This is a genomic window from Ameyamaea chiangmaiensis (genome assembly GCF_013376175.1).
Taxonomy (GTDB): domain Bacteria; phylum Pseudomonadota; class Alphaproteobacteria; order Acetobacterales; family Acetobacteraceae; genus Ameyamaea; species Ameyamaea chiangmaiensis.
Window position 1 is genome coordinate 1 of the sequence record NZ_JABXXR010000017.1, and the last position, 20,797, is coordinate 20,797.

The 20,797-nt window shown below is 65.6% G+C and carries 23 protein-coding genes and 1 tRNA gene; 12 read left to right on the plus strand and 12 right to left on the minus strand.

The window, feature by feature from the left end:
* The 4 genes from HUK82_RS04225 to prfA all read left to right on the plus strand — a co-directional run.
* On the plus strand, window positions 1-413 hold a 413-nt coding region (locus HUK82_RS04225), incomplete at its 5' end, for a DUF4115 domain-containing protein (protein ID WP_176612757.1).
* A 112-nt stretch (window positions 414-525) separates the two neighbouring features.
* The gene (gene ispG, locus HUK82_RS04230) at window positions 526-1,683 is read left to right on the plus strand and encodes a flavodoxin-dependent (E)-4-hydroxy-3-methylbut-2-enyl-diphosphate synthase (protein ID WP_176612758.1); all 1,158 of its coding nucleotides are present in this window, start codon (window positions 526-528) and stop codon (window positions 1,681-1,683) included.
* An 87-nt stretch (window positions 1,684-1,770) separates the two neighbouring features.
* Window positions 1,771-3,021: a histidine--tRNA ligase gene (hisS, locus tag HUK82_RS04235; protein ID WP_176612759.1), complete on the plus strand. Its 1,251-nt coding sequence runs from the start codon at window positions 1,771-1,773 to the stop codon at window positions 3,019-3,021.
* Window positions 3,022-3,079: 58 nt separating this feature from the next.
* On the plus strand, window positions 3,080-4,141 hold the full coding sequence (prfA, locus tag HUK82_RS04240) for a peptide chain release factor 1 (RefSeq protein ID WP_176612760.1): 1,062 nt from the start codon (window positions 3,080-3,082) through the stop codon (window positions 4,139-4,141).
* Window positions 4,142-4,194: 53 nt separating this feature from the next.
* Here prfA and HUK82_RS04245 read toward each other — a convergent pair whose 3' ends face one another.
* On the minus strand, window positions 4,195-4,635 hold the full coding sequence (locus HUK82_RS04245) for a hypothetical protein (RefSeq protein WP_176612761.1): 441 nt from the start codon (window positions 4,633-4,635) through the stop codon (window positions 4,195-4,197).
* Window positions 4,636-4,667: 32 nt separating this feature from the next.
* Between HUK82_RS04245 and prmC the strand changes: the two genes are divergently transcribed.
* Both prmC and HUK82_RS04255 read left to right on the plus strand, forming a co-directional pair.
* Window positions 4,668-5,537, plus strand: coding sequence for a peptide chain release factor N(5)-glutamine methyltransferase (gene prmC, locus HUK82_RS04250; protein WP_176612762.1), 870 nt, complete (start codon window positions 4,668-4,670; stop codon window positions 5,535-5,537).
* Window positions 5,538-5,817: 280 nt separating this feature from the next.
* On the plus strand, window positions 5,818-6,252 hold the full coding sequence (locus tag HUK82_RS04255; RefSeq protein ID WP_176612763.1) for a DUF4167 domain-containing protein: 435 nt from the start codon (window positions 5,818-5,820) through the stop codon (window positions 6,250-6,252).
* Window positions 6,253-6,317: 65 nt separating this feature from the next.
* Here HUK82_RS04255 and HUK82_RS04260 read toward each other — a convergent pair whose 3' ends face one another.
* The 6 genes from HUK82_RS04260 to HUK82_RS04285 form a co-directional block, all read right to left on the minus strand.
* The gene (locus tag HUK82_RS04260) at window positions 6,318-7,184 is read right to left on the minus strand and encodes a glycosyltransferase family 2 protein (RefSeq protein ID WP_176612764.1); all 867 of its coding nucleotides are present in this window, start codon (window positions 7,182-7,184) and stop codon (window positions 6,318-6,320) included.
* A gap of 58 nt (window positions 7,185-7,242) precedes the next feature.
* Window positions 7,243-7,317, minus strand: a tRNA-Met gene (locus tag HUK82_RS04265).
* Between the two features lie 79 nt (window positions 7,318-7,396).
* Window positions 7,397-7,873 (minus strand): hypothetical protein, encoded by a 477-nt coding sequence (locus HUK82_RS04270; RefSeq protein ID WP_176612765.1) that lies wholly within the window; start codon window positions 7,871-7,873, stop codon window positions 7,397-7,399.
* Window positions 7,874-7,907: 34 nt separating this feature from the next.
* On the minus strand, window positions 7,908-9,461 hold the full coding sequence (locus HUK82_RS04275) for an amino acid permease (protein ID WP_176612766.1): 1,554 nt from the start codon (window positions 9,459-9,461) through the stop codon (window positions 7,908-7,910).
* Between the two features lie 141 nt (window positions 9,462-9,602).
* Window positions 9,603-10,388: a GDSL-type esterase/lipase family protein gene (locus tag HUK82_RS04280; protein WP_176612767.1), complete on the minus strand. Its 786-nt coding sequence runs from the start codon at window positions 10,386-10,388 to the stop codon at window positions 9,603-9,605.
* Window positions 10,389-10,390: 2 nt separating this feature from the next.
* Window positions 10,391-11,239, minus strand: coding sequence for an undecaprenyl-diphosphate phosphatase (locus tag HUK82_RS04285; RefSeq protein WP_176612768.1), 849 nt, complete (start codon window positions 11,237-11,239; stop codon window positions 10,391-10,393).
* A gap of 270 nt (window positions 11,240-11,509) precedes the next feature.
* Between HUK82_RS04285 and HUK82_RS04290 the strand changes: the two genes are divergently transcribed.
* Complete coding sequence (locus tag HUK82_RS04290; protein ID WP_176612769.1) at window positions 11,510-11,965, plus strand: MlaD family protein; 456 nt, start codon at window positions 11,510-11,512, stop codon at window positions 11,963-11,965.
* A gap of 3 nt (window positions 11,966-11,968) precedes the next feature.
* On the opposite strand, the gene HUK82_RS04295 is transcribed toward HUK82_RS04290, so the two are convergent.
* The gene (locus HUK82_RS04295; RefSeq protein ID WP_176612770.1) at window positions 11,969-13,246 is read right to left on the minus strand and encodes an adenosylmethionine--8-amino-7-oxononanoate transaminase; all 1,278 of its coding nucleotides are present in this window, start codon (window positions 13,244-13,246) and stop codon (window positions 11,969-11,971) included.
* Between the two features lie 64 nt (window positions 13,247-13,310).
* Here HUK82_RS04295 and HUK82_RS04300 point away from each other — a divergent pair, with 64 nt between their 5' ends.
* Genes HUK82_RS04300 through bioD form a run of 4 tightly spaced genes read left to right on the plus strand, consistent with a single transcriptional unit; the run spans window position 13,311 to window position 16,543 of the window.
* A complete protein-coding gene (locus HUK82_RS04300; protein ID WP_176612771.1) occupies window positions 13,311-14,495 on the plus strand; it encodes an aminotransferase class I/II-fold pyridoxal phosphate-dependent enzyme in 1,185 nt (394 codons plus the stop codon).
* Between the two features lies 1 nt (window position 14,496).
* Window positions 14,497-15,132 (plus strand): alpha/beta fold hydrolase, encoded by a 636-nt coding sequence (locus tag HUK82_RS04305; protein ID WP_176612772.1) that lies wholly within the window; start codon window positions 14,497-14,499, stop codon window positions 15,130-15,132.
* 2 nt (window positions 15,133-15,134) lie between these two features.
* On the plus strand, window positions 15,135-15,893 hold the full coding sequence (locus tag HUK82_RS04310; RefSeq protein ID WP_212647773.1) for a methyltransferase: 759 nt from the start codon (window positions 15,135-15,137) through the stop codon (window positions 15,891-15,893).
* A complete protein-coding gene (bioD, locus tag HUK82_RS04315) occupies window positions 15,890-16,543 on the plus strand; it encodes a dethiobiotin synthase (protein WP_176612774.1) in 654 nt (217 codons plus the stop codon). Before HUK82_RS04310 ends, bioD begins: the two co-directional genes overlap by 4 nt.
* On the opposite strand, the gene lexA is transcribed toward bioD, so the two are convergent.
* Both lexA and HUK82_RS04325 read right to left on the minus strand, forming a co-directional pair.
* Complete coding sequence (lexA, locus tag HUK82_RS04320; protein ID WP_176612775.1) at window positions 16,540-17,241, minus strand: transcriptional repressor LexA; 702 nt, start codon at window positions 17,239-17,241, stop codon at window positions 16,540-16,542. The two genes, bioD and lexA, sit on opposite strands and share 4 nt — an antisense overlap.
* A 126-nt stretch (window positions 17,242-17,367) precedes the next feature.
* Window positions 17,368-18,567 (minus strand): molybdopterin molybdotransferase MoeA, encoded by a 1,200-nt coding sequence (locus HUK82_RS04325; protein ID WP_176612776.1) that lies wholly within the window; start codon window positions 18,565-18,567, stop codon window positions 17,368-17,370.
* Window positions 18,568-18,822: 255 nt separating this feature from the next.
* On the opposite strand from HUK82_RS04325, the gene rpmG reads away from it, so the two are divergent.
* Window positions 18,823-18,990 carry a 50S ribosomal protein L33 gene (rpmG, locus tag HUK82_RS04330; RefSeq protein ID WP_176612777.1) on the plus strand — a complete coding sequence of 56 codons (168 nt, stop codon included), beginning with the start codon at window positions 18,823-18,825 and terminating at the stop codon, window positions 18,988-18,990.
* A 72-nt stretch (window positions 18,991-19,062) separates the two neighbouring features.
* Here rpmG and HUK82_RS04335 read toward each other — a convergent pair whose 3' ends face one another.
* Both HUK82_RS04335 and eno read right to left on the minus strand, forming a co-directional pair.
* A complete protein-coding gene (locus tag HUK82_RS04335; protein WP_176612778.1) occupies window positions 19,063-19,392 on the minus strand; it encodes an FtsB family cell division protein in 330 nt (109 codons plus the stop codon).
* Window positions 19,393-19,508: 116 nt separating this feature from the next.
* The gene (eno, locus tag HUK82_RS04340; RefSeq protein ID WP_176612779.1) at window positions 19,509-20,786 is read right to left on the minus strand and encodes a phosphopyruvate hydratase; all 1,278 of its coding nucleotides are present in this window, start codon (window positions 20,784-20,786) and stop codon (window positions 19,509-19,511) included.
* Between the last annotated feature and the right edge of the window lie 11 nt (window positions 20,787-20,797).

Sequence of the window (20,797 nt, forward strand, 5' to 3'; positions counted from 1 at the left end):
CATCGGTCGCCACGTCCGCCCCGACCGCCGACACAGCGGCCGTCGTGCCGCCCGCCCCCGATCAGGTGATGTTGCACGCCGGTGCGGCGACGTGGGTGCAGGTCAAGGGGGCTGGCGGGCGCGTTGTCTACGACCATATTCTTCAGGCCGGCGATACCTGGCCGGTCCCGGCGGAGGGCGGCCCGTTCGTCATGACGGTCGGCAATGCCGGGGGGCTTTCGCTCAGCGCTGGTACGGTGACCACACCAGCGTTAGGGCGGCCCGGTGCGGTGCGGCGGAACGTCTCGCTTGACCCGCAGGGCGTGCGCGACGGTTCAGTCATGACCCAGCCCGCGCCCGTGCGGACCGTGAAGCCCGCGGTGCCTCCGCCGGTGTCGTCATCCCCTGACCCCGCCAGCGCGCGCAGCGAGTGACGCGCAGCGGGGGTGGCCAAGCGGCCTGAAATTTGGCACGTAGCGTGCAAGCGCACACAGAAGGGCCGGATCGCGTGAGCCGTGCAGGCCGATCCCGTCCGGAGGACAGAGAATGAGCAGCTATCGCCCGTATCAGCACATCGAACGCCGCAAATCGCGTCAGATTCATGTGGGCAAGGTGCCGGTCGGCGGCGACGCACCCATCTCCGTCCAGACGATGACGAACACGCTGACCTCCGACGCGGAAGCGACGATCGCCCAGATCCGCCGCGCGGAACTCGCGGGTGTGGATATCGTGCGCGTCTCCTGCCCCGATGAGGCAAGCACCGAGGCTCTGGCCGAGATCGTGCGCGAAGTGAACGTGCCGATCGTTGCCGACATTCACTTCCACTACAAGCGCGCCATCGAGGCTGCCCAGGCGGGGGCCGCGTGCCTGCGCATCAACCCCGGCAACATTGGCAGTGCCGAACGTGTTCGCGAGGTCGTCAAGGCGGCGCGTGACCACGGGTGTTCGATCCGGATCGGCGTGAATGCCGGTTCCCTCGAAAAGCACCTGCTGGAAAAGTACGGTGAGCCCAACCCCGACGCGCTGGTCGAGAGTGCTCTGGAACACGCCAAGATCCTGCAGGACCACGACTTTCACGAGTTCAAGATCAGCGTGAAGGCATCGGATGTGTTTTTGGCCGTCGCGGCATACCAGCAACTGGCCGACGCCTGCGACCATCCGCTGCACATCGGCATCACCGAAGCCGGCAGCAAGCGCGCGGGCACGGTGAAATCGTCCATCGGTCTGGGCAACCTGCTCTGGGCGGGTGTGGGCGACACGATGCGCGTGTCGCTCTCGGCCGAACCGGAAGAGGAAGTGCTGGTCGGCTGGGACATCCTCAAGTCGCTGGGCCTGCGTCATCGCGGCGTGAAGATCATCTCCTGCCCGTCCTGCGCGCGGCAGGGGTTCAACGTGATCGAGACGGTGCAGACGCTGGAAGACCGGCTGGCTCACATCAAGACGCCGCTGACGCTTTCGATCATCGGTTGCGTGGTCAACGGTCCGGGCGAGGCGCTGATGACCGATCTCGGCGTGACCGGCGGCGGTCAGGGCCGTCACATGGTCTATTCCGCCGGCAAGCAGGATCACACGACCCCGGCCGAGAACATGATCGAGCATATCGTCGATCTGGTCGAGGCGCGCGTGGCCGATATCCAGTCCCGCGAGGCCGCGGAAAAAGCGGCGGCCGAGGCTGCGGCGGCCGAATTGTCGCCTGCCGGCTGAGGCTGCCCTTACCATAATGTCGTCGGTAGACGGCCCGTACTTCGGTGCGGGCCGCGCCACCGCTTTCGTATGAATGGAACACTGATCGTGAGCGCGTTGCAGGCTGTCCGAGGTACCCATGACCTGATCGGGGAGGCTCAGCGCCGTCATGCCCATGTCGTGGAGACGGCCCGCCGGATCGCGGCGCTGTATGGGTTTGCCGAATGGGCGACGCCGATCTTCGAAGACACACGCGTCTTTTCGCGAACGCTGGGCGAGACCTCGGACGTCGTGTCGAAAGAGATGTATTCGTTCACCGATCGCGGCGGTGATTCGCTGACGCTGCGGCCCGAGGGGACGGCTGCGATCTGCCGCGCGCTGGTCACCAATGGTCTGACACAGACCCTGCCGCAGAAGGTCTTCTACGCGGGTCCCATGTTTCGGTATGAGCGGCCGCAAAAAGGGCGGTATCGACAGTTTCACCAGATCGGCGCCGAACTGATCGGTCCTTCCGAGCCGCAGGCCGATGCGGAGGTGATCGCCATGGGGCATGCGATCCTCACGGCACTCGGTATCGCGGACGACACCATTCTGGAGTTGAACACGCTGGGCGATCAGCAGAGCCGCGCCGCGTGGCGCGACGGTCTGGTCGCCTACTTCACCACCGTACGTGACCAGTTGTCCGAGGACAGCCTGCGTCGTCTTGAGCGCAATCCGATGCGTATCCTTGACAGCAAGGCACCGCAGGACCGACCGCTGGTCGATGGCGCGCCGATGCTCGACGCGTTTCTGACGCCCGAGGCGCGTTTCTTCTGGGACGATCTGCGCCGGGCGCTTGACCTGTATGGGGTGCCGTTCCGCGAGAATCCGCGCATCGTGCGTGGCCTGGATTACTATAGCCACACGGCGTTCGAGTTCGTCACCGAACGGCTGGGCGCGCAGGGAACCGTGCTGGCTGGCGGGCGGTATGATGGCCTGGTGGCCGAGATGGGCGGTCCGCCGACCCCGGCGATCGGCTGGGCGGGGGGAATCGAACGTCTGTCGATGCTGCTGACCGAGGCGCCGGCCGCGCCGATTTCGGTCGCCGTCGTTCCGGCCGGGGACGAGGCGACGGGGGCGGCGATCGGCGTCCTGCAGGCGTTGCGCGGTGCGAACATCGCGGCCGAGACCGATTTTCGTGGCTCCCTGAAAAAGCGCATGGAGCGCGCGGCCAAATCCGGCGCGCGCTACGCGATCGTGCTGGGTGGTGACGAACTGGCGCGTGGTGTCGTGCAGGTGCGCGATCTTCAGGCGCGCGTGCAGGACGAGGTCCGGATCGACCTTCTGCCGTCTGCGCTGGCAAGCCGTCTGGCGGCGTGAGCGATTCGCCCGTCATGATGGACAAGCGGCGGGGCGTCGGCACTGGATGCCCTCGGGCATGAGTGTGTTCGATGACCGGCTGGACCGGATCGTGGCGCGGTCGGAGGAAGTGCAGGCGCAGCTTGCCGAAGGGCTGTCAGGCGAGCAGTTCACCCGTGCCTCGCGCGAGTATGCCGAACTGGAAGGCGTGGTCGGGCGCATCATGGCGTTGCGCGGTGCCGAGCGCGCGTTGGCCGATGCACAGGGTTTGCTTGACGACCCCGACATGCGCGATCTGGCGCAGGCCGAGATCGAGACGCAGCGTGCGGCCATCGACACGCTGCGGCATGAGGTTCGGCTGGCACTGTTGCCACGCGACGCGGCCGACGCGGGGAACGCCATTCTCGAAATTCGTCCGGCGGCGGGGGGCGACGAAGCGGCCCTGTTCGCGGCGGAGCTGTTCGGCGCCTACAGGCGTTATGCCGACCTTCAGGGCTGGCGTTTCGAGATCATGGAATATGACGCGAGCGAACTGGGCGGACTGCGGGGCGGTATCGCCGCGATCAGTGGCCGGGGCGTCTTCGCGCACCTGAAGTTCGAATCGGGCGTACATCGCGTCCAGCGTGTTCCCGCCACGGAGAGTCAGGGACGCATCCACACATCGACCGTGACTGTGGCGGTGCTGCCGGAGGCGGAGGATGTGGACGTCGAACTGAACGAGACGGACCTCCGGATCGACGTCTACCGCGCGTCCGGCGCTGGCGGGCAGCATGTCAACAAGACCGAGAGCGCGGTGCGGATCACGCACATGCCGACTGGCTTGGTGGTGGCGATGCAGGAGGAAAAGAGCCAGCACAAGAACCGTGCCAAGGCGATGAAGATCCTGCGGGCGCGGCTGTATGAGCGTGAACGGGCCAGCGCGCACGAAAGCCGCGCGGCGGACCGACGCGCGCAGGTCGGAACTGGCGATCGGTCGGAGCGGATACGGACGTACAATTTCCCTCAGGGACGTGTGACCGACCACCGCATCAACCTGACCCTCTACAAGATCGATCGCGTGATGTTGGGCGAGTTCGACGACATCGTCGGTGGCCTCATACAGGACGAACAGGCGGCCCTTCTGGCTGCCGCCGGGCTCTGATCGTGCCGGGGCCGGGGGTATCAAGCCTTACTGCGTCGGAGCGGTCCGCGGCGTCAGGCGGCAGGTGGCGCGCAGATGTCCGAGCGGCCGGGATGGCGTTCCACCACGGTGGGGTCGGCCGGGTCGGCGAGAAAGAAGTCCGTGAAGTTCGCCGTTCCCAAGGCAATCAGCGTATGGCCGGATGGCCCATGCAGCACGCCGCCGCTGTTGATGGCGTGAATCTCGCTGCGTCCGTCGGGCCGGCGAATGGTGATCTCGCCGCACAGGGCATACTCGTGCTGCAGGCGAGTGTCGTCGATGCCGACATGTCGCCGGAGTTCGGGTGTATCGGCGTTCAGGACAAAGGTGGCCGCCAGATGCCCGTCGACATACAGTCGGGAGTTCTCGGCGATTTCCTGATGCGCCATGCCGTCCACGACGGTGAAATCGCCGGCAAGGGCCGGGGCCGCACCGAGCCCCGAGAGCACGAGGGCCGTGTGAACGAGATGTTTCATGCATCGCATCCTACACCCGGGCATGTGTCGAGATGAAGAGGGACGCGACCCTGCGCGAGACCCTGCGCGATGCGGCTTGCCAGTTGAGCGCGGCCGGCATCGACGAGTCCGTGCGTGAGGCGCGGCTGCTGATGAGTCTGGCGCTCGAGACCGATCTGGGTGGCCTGCTGCGGCGCGCGCCCGACGAGGTTCTGACGGGTCCGGAAGCCACGCGTTTTTCGTCCGTTCTGACCCGCAGACGTGCGCGCGAGCCGCTGGCCTTCATTGCGGGGGAGGCCGGGTTCTGGACCCTGACCCTGTCCGTGACGCCTGACACGCTGATCCCGCGCGCGGACAGCGAAACCCTGATCGAAGCGCTGTGCGACGCCCGACCGGGGCGCGCGGCAGTGCGCTCCATCCTCGATCTGGGCACCGGGACGGGATGTCTGTTGCTGGCCGCGCTGCATGAATTCCCGTTCGCGCAGGGGGTGGGGGTCGATCTGTCGCCCGGCGCCGCCGCTCTGGCACGCCGCAATGCCGAACGCAACGCGCTGGACGGCCGCGCCGTGTTTCTGGCCGGATCATGGGACACGGCGCTTGCGGGCCGGTTCGACGTGATCTTGTCCAACCCGCCCTATATCCCGCACGCGGACCTGCGCGCCCTGATGCCTGAAGTTGTGGCCTACGAGCCCGCACGCGCCCTTGACGGCGGTGACGACGGTCTGGATGCGTATCGTGCGCTGGCGGCACTGCTGCCTGCCCGACTGAATCCGGGCGGGGTCGCGGTCCTTGAGATCGGTATCGGGCAGGACACGGAGGTGTGCGCGCTGGCAACGGCGGCGGGTCTGACGGTCCGGGAGGTTCGTACCGATCTGGGCGGCATTGCGCGCGCGGTGGTGCTCGAGGGCGTTACCAGGGGGTAGCACGCGGCTCCGTGATGTCCGGACGACGTATATAGTGCGGCGAACATGCAGAAATCATTTGGCGCACGTCAAGCGGGGCGCTAAATTGCCGTTGTGATCGCGATGCTGCACGGCATTGACGATCCCGGGGCCGGAAGGCCGTGACAAGGGTCACGGGCACCGTGGTCCATGGTTCGGGTTTTTCCCGACGTCAGTCCAAAATGACAAAGTCTCGGGACCGTCATCCCGGCGTTCTGCCGCTTACACGGCGATCGCGAACAGGAAAGTGCTGCGACAGCTCATGAACATGAAACGTATCCGTGGCCGTCATCACCGTCCCAATGGCGGTGGTAACGGCGGATCCTCACGTCATCACAATGGCCAGATTCCGCTCAACCGCAACCATGTCTTCGACAGCAACGGTCCAGACATGCGCGTGCGCGGGACCGCGCAGCAGCTTTTCGAGAAGTATCTGCAGCTTGGCCGTGACGCCAGCAGCTCGGGCGACCGGATCATGGCGGAAGCTTATTTCCAGCATGCCGATCACTATTTCCGTATCCTTAACGCGATGACCCAGGCAGCGCAGCAAAACCAGCAGGAGCGTCAGGAGCGTCAGGAGCGTCAGATGCGCCAGCGCCCCTCGGCCGCGTCGCATGAGGATGGCTCCGCTGATATGGGTGTGGACGGCGACGAAGGTGCGGTGGCGGAAGATACCCGCGAAGTCGCGATGGACTGAGTGGTCCCCGACGTTTGGGAGTTGAGGACGGCACAAAACGGCGCCCCTTGGGGTGCCGTTTTTTTTTAGAACGCCCCGAGGAATCGCGGCGGCAGACGCCATAGCTCATCACCGCTGAGATGAAGGTCGATCCTGTACGTGTCGTGCTCACGGCTTTCGGCGCTACGCAGCACACGTTCGACCCACTGAGCCAGGACCATGTCCGTCTCGCTCCAGTCCCCGTCCTGCCGCAACGGGAGATGCGCCATGCCGTTGAGCATCCCGGCCCATTCCACGTCGCTCATGCGCTGATGGCGCGCGGCCTCGTCCGATGCCCATGGCTGGCGCCGGGTGCGGGCAAGACGGTCGAGCCCGTCGCCTAGATCCGCATAGCGCAGGTGGAACAGAAACAGCCGGCCGAAGCTCGGCGGCGCGTCGATGCAGTGAAAGCCGGGTGCCCACTGGACGGGCCGTCGGATCGCCACCGGCTTGCACATGGCCGAGGAAAAGCGCACGCCCGCGCGTTGCAGACTGACCGGTCGCGCCCAGTCCAGATCCGGCTCCGCGAAAGGTCTGTGAACGATGTCCAGACCGATGGCTGTGGCTACGCCGCCATGCGGCATCGCCGCGGTGAAATCGGGCAGGGACGCGAACAGGGCCGGATCGGCGACCAGAAGCTCGTCGACGTCGACGTAGATGACGGCGTCATACCATTCCAGCAACGCTGCGCAGAACTCGGACAGGAAACGCGTGCGGCGGGTGTCGTCCTGCGGCGTACGGGGCAGGCGGGTGACGGAAACGCGCCCCAGTGCGTCCGTGCTGCCATCGTCAGAGCCGTGATCGATGACATGACAGGCTTGGTCGCCAACCTGGGCCGTGTAGTGGCGGCACCAGACGGGAAGAAACGTGCTCTCGTTATAGACCATCGTGACGATGGCGAGAGGCGCCTTCATGCGGAGGCCTGCGTGGTGAAAGCCACCACGTCGATATCGCGGGAAGAAACACCGGCGATGGTAGCGGCGGACGGATTTGAACCGCCGACCAAGGGATTATGATTCCCCTGCTCTACCGCTGAGCTACGCCGCCATCGCATCGGTGGCGTCGGTCTACCGGGGAGGGCGATGAGTGTCAACAGGGGGAGAAACGGAACATGCATGGAGGGGTATCAATCGCCCGACGGCAGCCCTTTGGCACCCAGCATCAGCCGCAACTCCCCGTCGGAGCGGTGGTCGCCGCTGGCCGGCGATTCGCGCGCGGCTTTGTCGGCCTCGTCTTCGAAACGCTTGAACTCGAGCGTCGAATCGTTTGGGGACAGGCCACCGGCGTCGATCAGAGACGCCAGACGGTCGCGCTTGAAATTGAGTTCCTGCACCAGAACGGTATCGCGGCCGGTGGCACGCGCCCAGAGGAACATCATCTTGTCGAGGCAGTTCGCACGGTCGTGGAATACACCGACATGCGGGGGATAACGCACGTGACACGCCGTCTCGAGCTGCCCGTATTCCCCATCAAGCCTGGCCACGTCGGCGCTCGAACGCGTGTCCGACTCGTCCGTACAGCCGCTGAGCGTCGCGATCAGCAGAAGCGCGGCGATCGCGACGATGTGAAGGCCGTTCCGTGACACGTCACATCGCATGGTCATGCGTATCCTCGCTGTCTCTCGGTCGTCGTAGCCGTCACAACCCTGTGTCGTGAGTGCGACGCAGGGCGGAGTGCCGCCGTCCATAGAGAAGGTAACAGCCAATGCCGGTCACGGTATAGCCACCAAGCAGGATCATCGGGACGGGATTGCCCAGAAGAAGGGCGCGGGCCATGTCGACGAACAGCGGCGCGCCCATGATCACACAAAAGGCGATACCGAGTGTTGGCACGATCCCGATCCACAGAGAGCCGATGCGGACCCCGCCACCCGGGACGCTGAATGGGCGGTGCATGTCCGGTCGTGCGTTGCGTTGCCAGATGACGGTGAAACAGACGATCCCGAACGCCGACGCCGTGCCGAGGCTGACCAGGTCGCTGATGATGTCGATGGGCAGCACCGCCGTTGCGACCGCCACGAGCACGCCCAGCAGGATCGTGCCGACCCACGGCGTATTCCAGCGCGGATGAAGGCGACAGAAGGCCGGCGGCAGCAGTCCGTCGCGCGCCATGGTGAAGAAAATGCGCGTTTGCCCGTACAACAGCCCCAGAAGCACCGAGCACAGGCCGATCACCGCGCCCAGCTTGATCAGTATGGCGAGCCACGGCTGTCCGATGGCGTCGACGGCGATGGCGATCGGGTCGGCCACGTCCAGGCGGGTGTAGGACACCACCCCGATCAGAACGCTGGCGACCAGCAGATAGACCAGCGTGCAGACGACCAGCGCGCAGACGATTCCGATCGGCACGTCGCGGCGGGGATTGCGTGCCTCGGACGATGCGGTCGACACCGCCTCGAATCCGACATAGGCAAAAAAAATGACCGAGGCCGCGCGAAAGATGCCCGGCACACCGAAGCGGAATCCGCCCTGATGCGGGGGTATGAACGGTGTCCAGTTGGCACGGTGCATCGCCCCGAGACCGAAGACCACGAACAGCAGCAGCACGCCGATCTTGATCACCACGATCGCCGCGTTGATCCGGGCCGTCTCCTGAGCACCCAGGATCAGGCAGCCCGTGACGACGCAGACGGCAGTCGCGCCGACGAGATCAAGCCGCGGGCCAGCGGCAATCTGCACGGCATCGGCCGTCACGGTTGAATGCAACGTCGAACTCGCCAGAAACGCCGGCACCTGCACGCCCAGATCGTGCAACAGGCTGGTGGCATAGCCGGAAAAGCCCGAGGCGACGCCAGCACATGAAATCCCGTATTCCAGCAGCAGCAGCCATCCCACCGCCCAGGCGAATGTCTCGCCCAGCGAGACGTAGGCGTAGGAGTAGGCCGATCCGGCGACCGGCATGGTCGAGGCCAGTTCGCCGTAGGACAGGGCCGTGAACAGGCAGGCGAGACCCGCGACCAGGAACGAGAGCAGGATCGCCGGTCCCGCGTATTCAGCCGCCGCCGTGCCGGTCATGACGTAGATGCCCGCACCGATGGTCGACCCGATACCGAGCATCGTGAGCTGGAAGGCGCTGAGGCTTCGGGTCAACCCGTGCGATTCGGTCTCATGCTCGATCTGTTCAATCGTCTTGCGAAGGGCAGGACGACGGGAGGGCGCGGCGGGGCGCGTGCCGGTCGAGGATGGGGGCATTGGGCTCGCGATGATTCCAGTCAGCCGAAACGGTATCGAAAAGTTCGGCCAGGCGACCGTATTCCCCGTCATGCACGTGACGACACCTCAAGTGCAAGCCCGTTGGACGCGCGACGCCCTGCACCGATGGAACGACAGCCCTCAGTGCGCGCTATCGGCCAGAAGACGGTTGACGGTGGGCTCTATCATCCGCGCGATTTCCGCCTGCGATGGTGCGGCCGGATGCAGCGGTGGGTCGGGTGGCACGAGGTGAGGATCGAGAAAACGCGCGGGATCGGGTTTGCCGTCGCGCATCAGCGCCGCGCCGACGTCCTGATAGGTGACCCACGGACGGCCGCTGGCGAGTGTGTGCGACAGGTGCGCGTTGAGCGTGCGCGTGTTCTCATCCACCCAGGGCGAGCGGATCGAGGGAAGCACGCCCAGGACCAAAATCCGCGTCTCCGGCAGCCTGGCGTGGATACGGTCCACGATGTGTGCGATGCCGCCGTACGTGTGTGCCGCGTCCGTATGGATGTGCCCGAAATTATTGGCACCGATCAGCAGGATTATGAGCCGCGGCGGTGTGCGAAAGGCAAGCTCGCCATGATCGAGCCGCCAGAGCACGTGACAGGTGCTGTCCCCCTTGAAGCCGAGGTTGAGTGCGTGGCGACCGCCGTAGAAACGATTCCAGACCGGGACGTAGTCGTCCCACGCATGGCCACCCTGCTTCTCGAAGTTCTGCGTTATCGAATCGCCGAGCCAGACAATGTCGTAGTGACCTTTGTCGATCTCCGCCTGCTTGGCCTCGAATCGGGCTTTCCACCACGGTGTTGACAGCCGGTCCACGGAGGCGGACGCAAGGTCGGGTGCCGAAGCGGCGGCGCCCAGCACGACACCGGCACATGCCATGAGCGGCACGCAGGCCCGGCGGATCAACAAACGCATCATGGTCAGAGCCCGAACTGCAGAAGAAGAAACGCGATCGCACCGGCGCCCACGCAATAATAACCGAAGGGGCTTAGCGCCCAGCGTTCGTGATTGTGGAAGTAGCGCATGAGAAACGCCGTACTGAGCAAAGCGGTGAGGGCGGCGACGATCGCGGCGGTCACGACGACCAGAAACTGGTCGTGGGGTATCGGGGTGTGGCGCGCCTTGAACGCTTCCTTGACAGTTGCGCCCAGGATCACCGGCTGGGCGATAAGAAAGGAAAACCGTGCCGACACGTCATGGGTCAGGCCACGGAACAGACCGCCGGTTATCGTGGCGCCGGAACGCGAGATGCCGGGAAAGAAGGCAAGGCACTGCCAGATGCCGACCGCCACCGAGTCCCGCAGCGTCATGGCGGCAACCGGCTTGTCATAGTCGGGGCGGCGATTGCTGCGCATCCACTCACAGAACAGAAGCATCGCCCCGTTCAGTATAAGGAACAGGCACGCGGCACTCGGGGAGCCGAACAGACGTCGCAGCGTGTGTTCGAACAGTCCGCCGACCAGCACGGCGGGGATCGTCGCAACGATCAGCAGACCGACGATACGCAGGCTCTGGGATCGCAGGGTGGGATCGCGCCCGAGCAGGATGGCGTGCGCCAGAGCATACCAGTCGCGCCAGAAGAACAGCAGCAATGCCAGGAGCGTGCCGAAATGGAGCACGACGAGAAACGGCAGCAGGCTGTCGCCGCCCTGGTCGATGTGCCAACCCAGAAGGGCGGGGACGATAACGGCGTGACCGAGACTGCTGACCGGGAAGAGTTCCGTCGCCCCCTGAATGATGGCGATGATGATGGCCTGAAGAAAACTCATGCGGGCTGTCCGGTCGTGATTATGAATAAAGACGGACCGGCCATTCAACTGGAGCAATTTGATGACCGACTTTGATGAATGTTGTCGTGCCCCAGCGACGGGTGCGGGGCAAGAGGTGCCTTGACCGCTCCTTGGCCACCTGCATAACTCGCGCGGTTAACGATGTTGGGCGTCTTGATGTGGTAATGGAAAATGCCACGACAAGACACTGATAATGCAGTTTTTTCGGCGCGAGCCTCTCTCGGTCGACGTCTGGAAGGTGGGCGGGATATGGCACAGGGGCGAGGCGGCGCGATTGTCGCCAGTGCGGCCGTTCTGGCGCTGGGCGTCGGATTCGCAAGCTATGTCTGGAAAACCGAGCGCGGGCCGGTGGGCGAGGACTACCCGCTCGCCGCCCGATTCGTCTCGGCAAACGGCCTGACGCCCGGGGCCGACGTCGATCTTGCCGGGGTGCCGGTCGGTAAGGTCGGTTCGATTTCGCTCGATCCCGAGACGCAGATGGCGATCGTCCATTTCCGGATCGACCGGCGCCTGTCTCTGCCGTCGGACTCGGTGCTGACGGTCGGCGCTCCCAGCATGACCGGCGACAACGCCCTGCTGATCGAGCCCGGTCACGGGCCGGAGCGGCTGGCCAGCGGTGCGCTGGTCACCAATACCCGCGAGCCGCTCAGCCTCGAACAGCAGGTAAGCAATTACATCTTCGGCGCCGGTAGCCTCGGCCAGTAAAGGTCAGTAGGGACCAGCGGCAAGGACGGTCCTGATCGTCCGCGTCAGGTGCGAGAGTTGCGCCGCCGTTATGGTGAAAGCCGGCGTGAGATAGACGATCGTGCGGAAGGGCCGTACCCAGACGCCCCCGTCCACCAGTGCCGCTTTCAGTCGCGGCATGTCGGCGATATGGTCGAGCTCCACCACCCCGATCGCGCCCATCACGCGCACATCCCGCACGCCCGGCAGGCCGCGACACGTCTCCAGCTCCGCGCGCATCTGGGCTTCGATCGCGGCGACCTGAGCCAGCCGATCCTCCTGCCCGAACAACGCAATCGAGGCATTGGCGGCGGCGCAGGCCAGCGGATTGGCCATGAAGGTCGGGCCATGCATCAGCGCGTGCATTGGGTCGTCGGACAGGAAGGCCTCGAACACCCGGCGTGTGGCGACCGTCGCGGACAATGCCATGGTGCCCCCGGTTAGCGCCTTGGACAGGGTCACGATATCGGGGACGATTCCTGCCTGTTCGCACGCGAACATCGTCCCGGTGCGCCCGAACCCGGTGAAGATTTCGTCGAGGATGAGGAGTACTCCGTGACGGTCGGCAAGTTCGCGCAGCCGGCGCAGCGTCGCGGGGTCGTGGAACAGCATCCCGCCGGCCCCCTGCACCAGAGGTTCCACGACGATGGCCGCTATGTCCTGCCCCTGGGCGTGCAGCAATGCGTCCAGTGCGCGTGTCGACCCGTCGTCGCGCGGCAGGTCGGCGATGATATGCTGCGGCAGAACGCCGGTGAATAGGGCATGCATGCCTTCTTCGGGATCGCAGATCGCCATGGTGGCCAGCGTGTCACCGTGATAGCCGCCCCGGAACGCCAGCAGTCGCGTCCGCCCCTGAACGCCGCGATTGAGCCAGTATTGCGTCGCGATCTTGATCGCCACCTCGACCGCGACAGAACCGGAATCGGTGAAGAACACGCGCTCCAGATCGCCGGGCAGAAGATCGGCCAGACTTGCCGCGAGCCGCAGCGCGGGTTCATGCACCATGCCGCCGAACATCACATGCGGCATGCGTGCAAGCTGCGCCTGCACCGCGTGGGCGATGGCCGGGTGATTGTAGCCATGGCACGCCGTCCACCAGGACGCGATCCCGTCGGTCAGTATGCGGCCGTCCGCCAGCGTGATGGTGCAGCCGTCGGTCCGCTCGGCGGCCAGCGGCGGGGGCGTGACCAGCATCTGCGTATAGGGCAGCCAGATATGGGGGAGTCCGCGCTCGTACCAGTCGGGCCGGTCGGTAGGGGACATCGCGCGCACTCCTCGGACATCATGATTGACCGCCGAATGGGTGTCCGGCAGGAACGTCGCTGTCATGACCCGCTTTGACGCATATTGCCAGACGGCTTTGCTCGACCGCGCCCGCAGGCATCTTCTGCGCACGCCCCGACCCGTGTCGGCCAGCCGTCCGGGCTATGTGACGAGCGACGGCGCGGACCTGGTCGACCTGTCGTCGAATGACTATCTGGGTCTGGCACATCACCCCGTGGTGCGCGAGCGCGCGGCCCTCTGGGCGCAGCGGCACGGGGCCGGGGCCCGGGCTTCGCGCCTCGTCACCGGAACGCTCGACCTCCACCTGCGCATCGAGGCGCGTCTGGCTGCCTTCAAGGGCTGCGAGGCCGCCGTGTTGTTCGCCAGCGGGTGGCAGGCAAATGCGTCGGTCCTGCCGGCATTGGCCGCACTGGCGCTGGAAACCACGGGCAGTCCGTTGCGGGTCTACGCCGACCGCCTGAACCACGCGAGCCTTCATCATGGTGTCGCGGCGGCGGGACTGCGGCAGGTCCGGTTCGGTCACAACGATCTCGGGCATCTCGAGACACTGCTGGCGCGGGACGCGCACAGGCCGGGCCTGCGGCTTATTGCGACCGAGAGTGTCTTTTCCATGGACGGCGATCGGGCCGACCTCCCGGCGTTACGGGCCTTGGCCGATCGTTTCGACGCGTTCCTGTATGTGGATGAAGCGCATGCGACGGGTGTGCTGGGCCCGGGCGGTCGCGGGCTTGCGGCCGGAGTGGGTGTCGATCTGGTGATGGGCACCTTCAGCAAGGCGTTCGGCGCCATGGGGGCCTATGTGGCCGGGTCGAAGCCGCTGTGCGCATGGCTTGCGAACGTGGCGTCAGGGTTCGTTTTCAGCACCGCGCCGCCGCCCGCCGTGCTTGGCGCGGTGGATGCCGGGCTGGACCTGATCCCGACGATGGACGCCGAGCGTGCCCGGCTGCACCGCCACGGCGCACGTGTCCGGCAGGCCGCGCGGGATGCGGGCCTGTCGACCGGGGGGTCCTCCACCCAGATCGTCCCGATTATTCTGCGGGACAATGAGCCTACGTTGGCAGCGGCTGACCGGATGCGTGCTGACGGAATGATGGTGACGGCGATCCGGCCTCCGACCGTGCCGAGGGGGCAGGCACGCCTGCGGCTGGCGCTGAGCGCGGCCCACGACGAACACGCCATCGAGCGCCTGTGTGCCGTGTTGCCCGCGCTGCTGGACACGGCGTCCTGACATGCGGGTGGTGCTGGCACATGGGTGGGGGTTCGGGCCGGACCTGTGGGATGCGGTCGCGTCGTTTCTGGTCGGATACGACATCTGTCGGCTCGATAACGGTTATTTCGGCGGACGGCGGATAGGGTCGCCCAAGGAGGCGCACATCCTGGTCGGCCATTCCGCGGGCGTGATGGAGGCGCTGCTGACCCCGGCGTCGGGACGTCGCGGGCTGTTGTCGATCAACGGCTTTCCTCGCTTCACGCAGGCAGCAACGTATGAGTACGGCACCCCCATGCGTGTATTGACGCGCATGCAGGCCGCGTTTGTACGCGATCCCGATGCCGTCCTGCGCGATTTTCGGGCGCGCTGCGGCGTGACGGGCGACTGGTCTGGCGCTCCGGACGCGCGAAGACTGGGCGACGGGCTGGCCGAACTGGCGACGGGTGACGGGCGCGCCGGCCTGGAGGCCTGTCCGGTGGTGGCTCTGGCCGGGCGGCAGGATACGATCGTGCCACCGACGCTGACCGACGCGGCCTTTGCTCGCCATCATGTCGACTGGATCAGCGATGGCGGGCACATGCTGCCGTTGACGCATCCCCAGGCCTGCGCGGAGTCGATACGCGCGTTCCATGCGCGCGCGTGCGCCACGATATGACCATGCGCCGTGGCGACCTCGCACAGCGTTTCGGCAGCGCCGTTTCGTATGACGCATACGCGCGGGTGCAACCGCATGCGGCCAGGCATTTGACGTCCCTGATCGAGCGCGCGGTCGCGCGTCCGGCCCGTATTCTCGAAGTGGGGTGCGGGACGGGCGGCCTTACGAAGCGGCTCGCGGCCCTGTATCCGGAGGCCGCTGTTCTGGCGACCGATCTGGCGCCCGGAATGCTCGAACGCGCGGCGACGCAGGTCGCCTCGGCGCGGGTCCAGTTCATGCCGCTCAACGCCGAAGACGCGGCGGCACTCGCGCGAGTCGGTGGCGACTTCGACCTGGTGTGTTCCAGTCTTTGCGCGCAATGGTTCACGGACAGGCGCGGCACGCTGCGAAGACTGGCGGCGCTGGTGCGGCCAGGGGGCATCTGCGCCCTCTCGATCCTCTGCAACGGTACATTCCCGGAGTGGCGGCTGGCACATGAGGCGTGTGGCGTCACGCCAGCGACACCGACGTTCGCCGATGAGGAGGATCTTCGGGCAGACTGGGCAGCGTCTGGCACGGCCCGCTGGAGCTTCGAGTCGTACACCGAACCGACGCAAACAGCATTGGCATTCATGCGCGGTCTTCGGGGTTTGGGAGCCGACCGTCCGCGTCCCGGCCATCGTCCCCTGTCGGCAGGGCGCATGCGGCGGGTCATGACCCGTTTCGAGAGACAGGGTGGCACGGCCACGTATCGTGTCGGTTATGGAGTGTTGTTGCGATGATATCCGGGCCCAGTTCCGCACGCCGTTCAGGCGGCGTTTTCGTAACCGGCACCGATACGGGCGTCGGCAAGAGCTTTGTATCCGCGTGTCTGGTCCGGGCCTGGGGGGCGGCTTACTTCAAGCCGCTGCAGACCGGGCTTGCGGATGAATCGGGTGACAGCGAGACAATCGCTGGCCTGGTGCCCGGCGTTCACGTCATTCCGCCCGTGTATGCGTTCGATGCCCCGCTAGCGCCCGATGAAGCCGCTGTCCGCGAAGGCCGGGTGATTGATCCCCGGCGACTCGTGGCACCGGACTGGAGAGGCCCCCTCGTCGTCGAGGGGGCGGGTGGCGTCATGGTGCCGGTTTGCCCGGGAGTCATGATGGCCGACGTCATCACGCGTCTGGCGTTGCCCGTCGTTCTGGTCGCACGCAGCGGGCTGGGCACGATCAATCATACGCTGCTCTCACTGGAGGCCTTGCGCACCCGGGGCGCGCATATCGCGGGCGTCGTAATGAACGGACCGCCGGCACCTCATAACCGCCGCGCCATCGAAACGCACGGCGCGGTCCGGGTGCTGGCCGAAATCCCGCATGTTGACGACATATCCGCCGATACGGTTACGACGACCGCCCGCCTGATCCCGGCCCTTGCGGATGTTATCGGCTAGTAACGCCGCACAAGGCCGACGAGGCACCCCTGTATCGAGACGCGGTCGGCCGGCACGATCCGCGTTTCATAGGCGGCGTTGGCAGGTTCAAGAGCGATCGCGTTGCCGCGGCGGCGGATACGTTTGAGCGTGACGTCCTGACCGTCGATCAGGGCAACGGCGATCTGCCCGTTGTCGGCGGTCGTCTCGTTCCGGATAATCACGATGTCCCCGTCGAGGATACCGGCGTCGATCATCGAATCCCCGGCGATCTCCAGCGCGTAATGTTCCCCGCTTCCGGCCAGTAGCGAGATTGGTACTTCCACCTGCGTGCCCGTATCGCGCAGGGCCTCGATCGGCAATCCTGCCGCGATACGCCCGTAGAGCGGCAGCAGGACAGCGGACGCGTCGTCCAGTGGGCGGGCTCCGGTTAGACGCGCCGAAAAATCACCCTGGATGACCGTCGGGTGAAAATTGGGGGCCATCACCGGCGCAGGGCCTTCGACGACGGGCAGCCGCAACACCTCGAGCGCGCGCGCGCGGTGGTGGCGCCTTGCCAGAAAGCCGCGCTCCTCGAGCCCGGAGATCAGGCGGTGGATACCCGATTTCGATTTCAGCTCGAGCGCGTCTTTCATCTCGTCGAAGGAAGGTGAAAAGCCCGTGCGCCGAAGATAGTCATCGATAAACAACAAAAGCTGGTGCTGTTTGCGCGTCAGCATGAGCGATCCCTCGTGCACCCCGTGCGTCACGACAGGGCGGAACAAACCAAAAACATCTCGTTTGTTCTATGTTGGTTCGCATGCCGTCGTCAAGCGTTCCGCCCGCAATCGACGAAAAACGCGTGCTTAAAGACCCAACGGCGCGAGTCGTATGATACGGCACCGTTCGCCCGCACGCGCGGCGGGGGCGTGCGACGGGCGAAGCACGAGGGCGTCGGCCTGACTCAGCGCTGACAGCATGCCGGAATCCTGTTTGGAGAACGGTGTCGCAACGGTGTCGCCATTCTCGTCGAACGTCAGGCGGGCGCGCAGATGATCGAAGCGCATGTCGTTGCCCCCCAGATCGCAGCCCAGCGTCGCCGATTCGGTCGGCACCTGATACGAGGTCCGGCCTTGCAGACGCGCGATGACCGGCAGGACGAACACGATACCGCACACGAGGGCCGCCACGGGGTTGCCGGGTAAGCCGATGCAGGACAGCGATCCCTTGCGCGCGTGCATCAGGGGTTTGCCAGGCCGCATGGCGATCGTCCAGAAATCCGGTGCGAAGCCCGCCATGGACAGGGCATCGCGCATCACGTCATGGGCCCCGACGCTTGCCCCGCCCATACTGATGACGAGGTCGATGTCGCGCAGCCCCGCCAGAACCGCCGCCACGTCCTCGCGGGAATCGGGCAGGGGCGGCAGCAGAACAGGCTCCGCGCCCGCCGCATGTACGAGCGCCGACAGCATCGGTCCGTTGGAGTTGTAGATGCCGCCGGGCGGCAGAGGGTCTCCCGGCAGCGACAATTCGTCGCCGGTCGTCAGAAGAGCGACCCGGGGGCGGCGGCGAACCTCCACCCAGACATGTCCTGCCGCGGCCAGAAGCCCGATGGCGCGCGCGTTCAGGCACGCGCCGCTCTGGACGACGTCCTGACCGGCGGCGAAGTCCTGTCCGGCGCGCCGCACAAAACTGCCGTCCGGCACCGGGGCGGTGGCCACGATCGTCCCACCCTCCAGCCGGGCGTTTTCCTGGATCAGGACGGCGTCCGCGCCTTCGGGCATGATGCTGCCGGTGAAGATACGGACCGCCTCAGCGGCGTGAACAGTGCCGGAGAAGGGCTCCCCCGCGCGGCTTGTGCCGACCACGCGCAGAACGGTCGCCGAGTCGGCGCTACGGACCGCATACCCGTCCATGGCCGACACGTCGGCAGGCGGGTTGCTGACGCGTGCCTGAACGGTGCGCGCCACGATCCGGCCGGATGACTGGGCGAGAGAGACGATCTCCGTCCCGACGGGCGTGACGGGCGCCAGCAGGCGCGAAAGGGCCTCGGTATGGGGTATCATGATCTTCCTGATGGTCGTCGGGGCAGAAAATCGGCCGAGTTTGTCCTCAAGCACCCGGAAACGCTTGACCTGACGCCCCTGTATGAGCAATTTGCGCCCGGAAGGGCAATCCGCTTCGTGCGTGGGGCGGCGCTGCCTGCGATGATGACAACACTGAATACCTGTGTCGCTCCGGCGGGGCAGGGACGCAATCGCTTCCGGTCATAGGGCAGACGCCCCGGGATCAGGACGCGGCGCAGCACTACCGAGGACCCCATGGCGAAGACCAACACCATTCAGATCAAGCTCGTCTCGTCGGCCGACACCGGCTACTTCTACGTGACGAAGAAGAACGCGCGTGCGCAGACCGGCAAGATGGAAATGCGCAAGTACGACCCCGTCGCGCGCAAGCACGTCGCTTTCCGTGAAGCGAAGATCAAATAAGTCCGGCTACCGGACATGAAAAAGGGCCGCCTTCCGTTAGGAAGCGGCCCTTTTTTTGTGCCGTCGGCGTACTCAGTAAAGCTTGTCGTGAGGCCCGTACGGGACCACCAGATCGCGATCATGCGCGAGATTAAGCATCGCGCGCCCGCGTTCATCGACCATGTCCGCGTCGAGCGCGTTTTCCTGCAATGCCGCGACACGGCGGTTCCAGATCGTACGTTCGGACAGGGCGTCCTGCTGGGACTGCTTAGCCTGGTCCAGAAGCTTGAGCTGCTGAGCGTAGCTGCGCAGCCCGTGATCGCCCTGCAGGGCGTTCCAGCCGAAATATCCCGCCAGCCCCAAAAACAGGGCGGGGGGCACCGTAGCGTTGAAAAAGCGGCGAACAAGGCGGCCGATCTGCATAAGGGACGGTCTCCGGACAGGCTGTCTTTGCGACTACGCCACCATGCTAAATGAAAAATGAACCGCCGTGGAAAAATTCCGCGCCCGCTGTGAGGCGGGCGCGGCGGGCATGATGGTCAGTGCTTCAGGATCGACCGGCCGGCATAACGTGCCGCGGTCGCCAGCTCCTGCTCGATGCGGATCAGCTGGTTGTACTTGGCGGTACGGTCCGAGCGCGACAGCGAGCCGGTCTTGATCTGGCCGCAGTTCGTCGCGACCGCGAGATCGGCGATCGTGGAATCCTCGGTCTCGCCCGAACGATGGCTCATGACGGCGGTATACCCGGCACGATGGGCCATCTGAACAGCCTCGAGCGTTTCGCTCAGCGTGCCGATCTGATTGACCTTCACCAGCAGCGAGTTCGCGGTGTGGGCCTTGATGCCGCGTGCCAGCCGCTCCGGGTTGGTGACGAACAGGTCATCGCCGACAAGCTGCAGCTTGCTGCCAAGAGCTGCGGTCAGTGCCGCCCAGCCTTCCCAGTCGTCCTCAGCAAGACCGTCCTCGATCGACACGATGGGGTACCGCGCGGCGAGATCGGCGAGATAGCTGACCATACCGGCGGAATCGAGGCGCTTGCCTTCGCCTTCCATCACATAGAACCCGTCCTTGTAGAACTCGGTGGCCGCACAATCGAGGGCGAAGGTAATGTCCTCACCCGGACGATAGCCAGCGGCCTCGACGGCTTTCGTGATGAAGCCCAGAGCGTCGTCAGCCGATTTCAGACCCGGCGCGAAGCCGCCTTCGTCGCCCACATTGGTGTTATGCCCTGCGGCGGCGAGGTTCTTCTTCAGCTGGGCGAAAATCTCCGATCCCATACGGACGGCGTCGGCGATCGTCGGAGCGCCGACCGGCTGGATCATGAATTCCTGGATGTCGATCGGGTTGTCGGCGTGTTGGCCGCCATTGACGATGTTCATCATCGGCACGGGCAGGGTGTGGGCGAAAACACCGCCGACGTAGCGATAGAGCGGAATCTGGAGTTCCTCGGCGCTGGCCTTCGCCACGGCGAGCGAGACAGCAAGGATGGCGTTCGCACCGAGGCGTCCCTTGTTCGGTGTGCCGTCCAGATCGATCATTGCATTGTCGATCGCGACCTGGTCCTGCGACTCGGCCCCCTGCAGGGCCTCCAGGATTTCGTTCTCGATGTTTTCACAGGCTTTCAGGACGCCCTTGCCGCCGAAACGGGCTTTGTCGCCATCACGCAGTTCGACCGCCTCATGTGCACCGGTCGAGGCGCCGGACGGCACCGCGGCGCGGCCCGTGGCGCCGGAGGCGAGTTCGACGTCGACTTCGACGGTCGGGTTGCCGCGACTGTCGAGAATTTCCCGCGAGACGATATCGGCGATGGCACTCATTGGCTTTTCCT

Excerpts from the sequence above, each read along its gene's own strand:
- HUK82_RS04290 (WP_176612769.1), top strand. The coding sequence starts at position 11,510 with ATGGCACAGGGGCGAGGCGGCGCGATTGTCGCCAGTGCGGCCGTTCTG.
- HUK82_RS04310 (WP_212647773.1), top strand. The coding sequence starts at position 15,135 with ATGCGCCGTGGCGACCTCGCACAGCGTTTCGGCAGCGCCGTTTCGTAT.
- HUK82_RS04335 (WP_176612778.1), bottom strand. The coding sequence starts at position 19,392 with ATGCAGATCGGCCGCCTTGTTCGCCGCTTTTTCAACGCTACGGTGCCC.
- HUK82_RS04295 (WP_176612770.1), bottom strand. The coding sequence starts at position 13,246 with ATGTCCCCTACCGACCGGCCCGACTGGTACGAGCGCGGACTCCCCCAT.
- HUK82_RS04260 (WP_176612764.1), bottom strand. The coding sequence starts at position 7,184 with ATGAAGGCGCCTCTCGCCATCGTCACGATGGTCTATAACGAGAGCACG.
- HUK82_RS04280 (WP_176612767.1), bottom strand. The coding sequence starts at position 10,388 with ATGATGCGTTTGTTGATCCGCCGGGCCTGCGTGCCGCTCATGGCATGT.
- HUK82_RS04305 (WP_176612772.1), top strand. The coding sequence starts at position 14,497 with ATGCGGGTGGTGCTGGCACATGGGTGGGGGTTCGGGCCGGACCTGTGG.
- rpmG (WP_176612777.1), top strand. The coding sequence starts at position 18,823 with ATGGCGAAGACCAACACCATTCAGATCAAGCTCGTCTCGTCGGCCGAC.
- HUK82_RS04285 (WP_176612768.1), bottom strand. The coding sequence starts at position 11,239 with ATGAGTTTTCTTCAGGCCATCATCATCGCCATCATTCAGGGGGCGACG.
- prfA (WP_176612760.1), top strand. The coding sequence starts at position 3,080 with ATGAGTGTGTTCGATGACCGGCTGGACCGGATCGTGGCGCGGTCGGAG.
- HUK82_RS04275 (WP_176612766.1), bottom strand. The coding sequence starts at position 9,461 with ATGCCCCCATCCTCGACCGGCACGCGCCCCGCCGCGCCCTCCCGTCGT.
- eno (WP_176612779.1), bottom strand. The coding sequence starts at position 20,786 with ATGAGTGCCATCGCCGATATCGTCTCGCGGGAAATTCTCGACAGTCGC.
- HUK82_RS04270 (WP_176612765.1), bottom strand. The coding sequence starts at position 7,873 with ATGACCATGCGATGTGACGTGTCACGGAACGGCCTTCACATCGTCGCG.
- HUK82_RS04245 (WP_176612761.1), bottom strand. The coding sequence starts at position 4,635 with ATGAAACATCTCGTTCACACGGCCCTCGTGCTCTCGGGGCTCGGTGCG.
- HUK82_RS04325 (WP_176612776.1), bottom strand. The coding sequence starts at position 18,567 with ATGATACCCCATACCGAGGCCCTTTCGCGCCTGCTGGCGCCCGTCACG.
- prmC (WP_176612762.1), top strand. The coding sequence starts at position 4,668 with ATGAAGAGGGACGCGACCCTGCGCGAGACCCTGCGCGATGCGGCTTGC.
- bioD (WP_176612774.1), top strand. The coding sequence starts at position 15,890 with ATGATATCCGGGCCCAGTTCCGCACGCCGTTCAGGCGGCGTTTTCGTA.
- lexA (WP_176612775.1), bottom strand. The coding sequence starts at position 17,241 with ATGCTGACGCGCAAACAGCACCAGCTTTTGTTGTTTATCGATGACTAT.
- HUK82_RS04255 (WP_176612763.1), top strand. The coding sequence starts at position 5,818 with ATGAACATGAAACGTATCCGTGGCCGTCATCACCGTCCCAATGGCGGT.
- ispG (WP_176612758.1), top strand. The coding sequence starts at position 526 with ATGAGCAGCTATCGCCCGTATCAGCACATCGAACGCCGCAAATCGCGT.
- HUK82_RS04300 (WP_176612771.1), top strand. The coding sequence starts at position 13,311 with ATGACCCGCTTTGACGCATATTGCCAGACGGCTTTGCTCGACCGCGCC.